Genomic DNA, 4,515 nt, shown 5'->3' on the forward strand with positions numbered 1-4,515 from the left:
GCCAGTTGGTCCAGCCGGTCCACCTCGATCTCGACCCGCATCATGTGGGATGCGCGGGCCTTGACCGCTTGCAGGACGGCGCGGATGCCGCCGCCCGCCGCGATATGGTTGTCCTTGATGAGGATCGCGTCCGAGAGCGAAACCCGATGGTTAAAGCCGCCGCCATGCAGCACCGCCTGTTTTTCCACCAGCCGCAGGCCGGGCGTGGTCTTGCGCGTGCAGGTGATGCGGGTGGCGGTTCCCCGCGTCTCGGCCACGAAGGCGGCGGTCAGGGTAGCGATGCCCGACAAGCGGCCCGCGAAATTCAGCGCCACGCGTTCGGCCGACAGGATCGCGGCGGCGTCGCCGGTGATCCGGGCCAGCGTGTCGCCCGGGGCGAAGGAGACGCCATCTGGGACCAGAACCTCGAACCGCAGGCTCGGGTCGATCAGGCGGAAGGCCAGCGCAGCCACGGCCATCCCCGACGCCGTGCCGCCTTCTCGCGCACGGACGGCACCACTGACGCGCGTGCCCGGCGGGATCACCGTGCGGGTGGTGATGTCGCCATGGGTACCCAGATCTTCGATCAGAGCGGCGCGGACCAGGGGTTCCAGGATCAGGTCGGGCAGGGGCGGGATCATAGGAGCTCCGGTTGGGGGGCGGGACGCAGGGTCAGGGCCTCTGCCAAGGTCATGCGGCTGCGGTGGCCCAAGGGCAGCGTGTCCGGAAAGTCGGTGCGGCAATGCGCGCCGCGGCTTTCGCGCCGTGCAAGGGCTGCCCCGCAGATCAGCGTGGCGGTTGCCGTCATGTTGGCCAGCCGGGGGCAGTCGGGTTGGGCGGCCTCAATGGCGGCGATGGTGTGCAGGGTATTCGTCAGTCCCTCCGCATCGCGCAGCACGCCGGCGCCGGCCGTCATCGCCTGGCGCAAGCGTGCAACCAGCGCAGGGTCGGGCAGCGGGGCAGGGGGAGGAGAGGGTAGCACGACCTTGGCAGCAGATGGACCCTCGCGCCCGACCGAGAGCGCCGCGCGGCGGGCAAAGACCAGCGCCTCCAGCAGGCCGTTCGAGGCCAGCCGGTTCGCGCCGTGCAGTCCGGTCGAGGCCGCCTCGCCGCAGGCCCAGAGGCCGGGCAGGCTGCTGCGTCCCTCCATGTTCGTGGCGATGCCGCCCATGTGGTAATGCGCCGCCGGTGCCACCGGGATCGACTGGCTGGCGGGGTTGATCCCCGCCCGCGCGCAGGCTGCCGCCACGGCCGGAAACTCTGCGCCGATGCGGGCGCCCAGGGCACGGCAGTCGAGCGCAGGTTGGCGGCCGGCCCTGACTTCGGCATAAACGCCGCGCGCCACGATGTCGCGCGGGGCCAGTTCGGCATCGGGGTGCAGCGCCGTCATGAAGCGGGTGCCTTCGGCATTGACCAGATGCGCACCCTCACCCCGCAGCGCCTCGGTCGCAAGCGGCGCGGGATCGGCGCCGCAGGCAATGGCGGTGGGATGGAACTGCACGAATTCCGCATCCGCGATCACCGCGCCCGCGCGGGCGGCCATGCCGACAACCTCGCCCCGGATGCGCGGCGGGTTGGTCGTCACCGCGTAAAGCCCGCCTGATCCCCCGCCCGCGATCAGCACCGCCGGCGCCGCGATTGCCACCGCAGCCGATCCCGAGGCAAGCGCCAGATCGACTCCGGTCACACGCCCCTCGTCCAACCTGAGCCCGGTCGCCACCCACCCCTCGGCCACCTGCACCGAGAGGGTGGCGCGGACGGCAGCGACCAGGGCGCGCATGATCTCGGCTCCGGCCTGGTCGCCCTTGACGCGCACCACGCGGGCCAGGCTGTGCGCCGCCTCGCGCGACAGGACATAACCGCCCGCCTCGTCGCGGTCGAAGGGCGTCCCCAGCGTGGTGAGATGCAGGATATGGTCGCGTGCCTCGGCCGTGACCCGCCGGGCCACGTCGGGATCGACAAGGCCCGCGCCGGCCCGCAGCGTGTCGGCAGCGTGCAGTGCGGGGTTGTCGGCCAGGTCCATGGCAGCCGCTACCCCGCCTTGCGCCCAGGCGGAACTTGCGCCTTGTCCCAAGGGGTCGGGAGAGATCAGCAGCACCGGGCGGGGCGCCAGCACAAGCGCCGCATAAAGCGCGGCCAGACCCGCGCCGACGACCACCACGCGATCGGTCCGGATCATCGGATCAGGCGGCCAGTTGCCGCGACAGGTCGATCATCCGCTGGACCGCCCGGCGCGCGGGAACTGCGACTGCGGCGTCCACCTCGACCTGGCCGGTCATGGAATGCAGCGACCACAGCACCTTTTCCAGCGTGATCTTCTTCATGTGCGGGCACATGTTGCACGGCCCCAGGAACTCGACCTCGGGATGGGCGTCCGAGATGTTCGAGGCCATCGAGCATTCCGTGACCAGCATCGCCTGGCTTGGGCGTTCCTTGCCCACCCAGTCGATGATATGGGCAGTGGATCCGGCGAAATCGGCCTCGGCCACGACATCCGGGGGACATTCGGGATGGGCGATGATCTTCAGCCCCAGATACCAGCCGCGGAAATCGCGCAGATCCTGGGGCGTGAAGCGTTCGTGGACGATGCAGGCCCCGTCCCACCAGACGATGCGCTTCTGCGGCACCTGTTTCGCCACGTTCTGCGCCAGCCACTTGTCGGGCGTCATGATCACCGTGTCGCCGGGCATCGCTGCGACGATCTGGGCGGCGTTCGAGGACGTGCAGCAGATGTCGGACGCCGCCTTCACCGCGGCCGTGGTGTTGACGTAGCTGACCACCGGAGCGCCGGGATACTGGGCGCGCATCCGGGCGATCCCTTCGGCGGTGATGCTTTCCGCGAGCGAGCAGCCGGCCTCCATGTCGGGCATCAGCACGGTCTTGGCGGGGTTCAGGATCTTCGAGGTTTCGGCCATGAAATGCACGCCGCACTGGATAATGATGTCGGCATCGACCCGCGTCGCCTCGATCGCCAGCTGGAGGCTGTCGCCCACCACATCGGCAATGCCATGGTAGATGTCAGGCGTCATGTAGTTGTGCGCCAGCACCACCGCCCCCCGTTCCGCCTTGAGCCGGTTGATCGCAGCCACATAGGGCGCGGCGATCGCCCAGTCGGGAAAGGGCATCACCCGGTCCATGCGCGCATGGATGTCAGCCATGTCGCGGGCCAGCTCGATCGAGGGCGTCAGGTCGTAATGCGCCGCCAATTCGGCGCGGATGGTCGTCACGTCCAGCAAGCTCGGCTCCTCCGCACGCCGCATGGCGCGCCCTCGCATGATGATGGCTGGTGCGGTCCTAGCGCGTCCTTGACGCTACGGCAACGTCCTTGTTCATCATCAGTGCTCCGACTGCGCCTGATTGCCGGAACTTGCATCGCGCACTTGCGCTTAAACAGACCACCTACGGCACGTTACGAGCCTGTCGGGAACTCTGTTTCACTGTGGGCCTTCGGCGCGTTGGAATACGCCCTCGCTAAACGCCGCCCATCAGGACATCCACAGCTCGGGTAATGTCGTCACCTTGATCTGCAATATGTCCCTTGCGGCGTACATGTGACCGGCGCACCGCAGCAATCAGCCGCGTTGCCAGGACCACGTCTTGATCCTCATATCGGATGATGGGGTTCAAGTATCGGACGGCAGGATAGTCGAGAAGAAGCGGAATGACGACAATTGACGGATCGGGAGGCAGAAGGTCGCTTTCGACGACAACCATCAGGACATCACGATACTCGGCGACATCGAAGCGGCTCAGCCTTTCCATGATGTGCGTCCTGGGGATGTCATGATGTCGGCCAGGGGATGGCCATTTCGATCATGCCAATCGGCTTGTGCAGTAAAGGCGCTTGCATTCTCCGTGAGCCACTGGCGCCGACGGGCATCTGCGACAGCGCGCCGAAGGGCTGTGTCGGCCACGGCCGAGACATTGATTCCCAGATCCCGTGCTGCCTCGAGTGTGGCTGCATCAAGTGACAGCGAGGTTTTACGCCTGGAAGCCGATGGCATGCGCTTGCTCCTTGCTACCGCAAGAGGATACCGTATCAGTACCCGCGTCGAAAGAGCTAAACGTGGCTCACGAGGCGGATTCGTCACGTTGTGTCGTGGGCAATGAAGATGGTGTTATCATAATTTAGCAAGTCACTAATACAAAACGATTATTGTTCCATAAATCCGATTATCAGCCCCGGAGGCTACCTGCGGGGCATGACCCGCTCCTTCCAGCAAGGCCAGCTCAACCTGATGGGCAGCTTGATCGGCAACGGCAGGATAAGGCGACACGTGTGCCGTCTCGAGCAAGTCCAATTGCTTGGTTGGTGATGATGCGATCCTTCTGGCTCCGGCTCTGGAACGCGGCCACCATCCGTCAGACGGTTTTCAGCATGCCTCCGTCGACATGAAGCGCGCTTCCGACGACATAGCTGGCGCGCTCGGAGCACAAGAAGACGCAGAAATCAGCTATCTCCTCGACGCTTGCGAAGCGTCGGATCGTCGCGTGCTCATCCGCAACCTCCTTGAGGGCACCTCGAAAAATTGCGCT

General features: G+C 66.2%; 6 protein-coding genes. All 6 read right to left on the minus strand.

Annotation, left to right across the window (positions count from 1 at the left end; all coding sequences use genetic code 11):
* Positions 1–620: carboxylating nicotinate-nucleotide diphosphorylase (nadC, locus tag CK944_RS21565; RefSeq protein ID WP_103175101.1), on the minus strand; the 620-nt coding region annotated here is incomplete at its 3' end.
* Positions 617–2,158: an L-aspartate oxidase gene (locus tag CK944_RS21570; protein ID WP_103175102.1), complete on the minus strand. Its 1,542-nt coding sequence runs from the start codon at positions 2,156–2,158 to the stop codon at positions 617–619. The genes nadC and CK944_RS21570, both read right to left, overlap by 4 nt.
* A gap of 4 nt (positions 2,159–2,162) precedes the next feature.
* Positions 2,163–3,215: a quinolinate synthase NadA gene (gene nadA / locus CK944_RS21575; RefSeq protein ID WP_103175103.1), complete on the minus strand. Its 1,053-nt coding sequence runs from the start codon at positions 3,213–3,215 to the stop codon at positions 2,163–2,165.
* A 235-nt stretch (positions 3,216–3,450) separates the two neighbouring features.
* Entirely contained in the window at positions 3,451–3,741 is a 291-nt protein-coding gene (locus CK944_RS21580; RefSeq protein WP_103175104.1) for a CcdB family protein, read from the minus strand.
* A complete protein-coding gene (locus CK944_RS21585; RefSeq protein ID WP_103175105.1) occupies positions 3,729–3,983 on the minus strand; it encodes a type II toxin-antitoxin system CcdA family antitoxin in 255 nt (84 codons plus the stop codon). The genes CK944_RS21580 and CK944_RS21585 overlap by 13 nt, the downstream gene beginning before the upstream one ends.
* Positions 3,984–4,341: 358 nt before the next feature.
* Positions 4,342–4,509, minus strand: a complete 168-nt coding sequence (locus tag CK944_RS24245) for an SDR family oxidoreductase (RefSeq protein ID WP_256388180.1) — start codon at positions 4,507–4,509, stop codon at positions 4,342–4,344.
* Between the last annotated feature and the right edge of the window lie 6 nt (positions 4,510–4,515).

Source organism: Paracoccus sp. SY, assembly GCF_002901215.1.
GTDB classification, from domain to species: domain Bacteria; phylum Pseudomonadota; class Alphaproteobacteria; order Rhodobacterales; family Rhodobacteraceae; genus Paracoccus; species Paracoccus acridae.

What these genes read in the sequence shown, in the direction of transcription:
- CK944_RS21570 (WP_103175102.1), bottom strand. Translation starts at nt 2,158, where the DNA reads ATGATCCGGACCGATCGCGTGGTGGTCGTCGGCGCGGGTCTGGCCGCG.
- CK944_RS21585 (WP_103175105.1), bottom strand. Translation starts at nt 3,983, where the DNA reads ATGCCATCGGCTTCCAGGCGTAAAACCTCGCTGTCACTTGATGCAGCC.
- CK944_RS21580 (WP_103175104.1), bottom strand. Translation starts at nt 3,741, where the DNA reads ATGGAAAGGCTGAGCCGCTTCGATGTCGCCGAGTATCGTGATGTCCTG.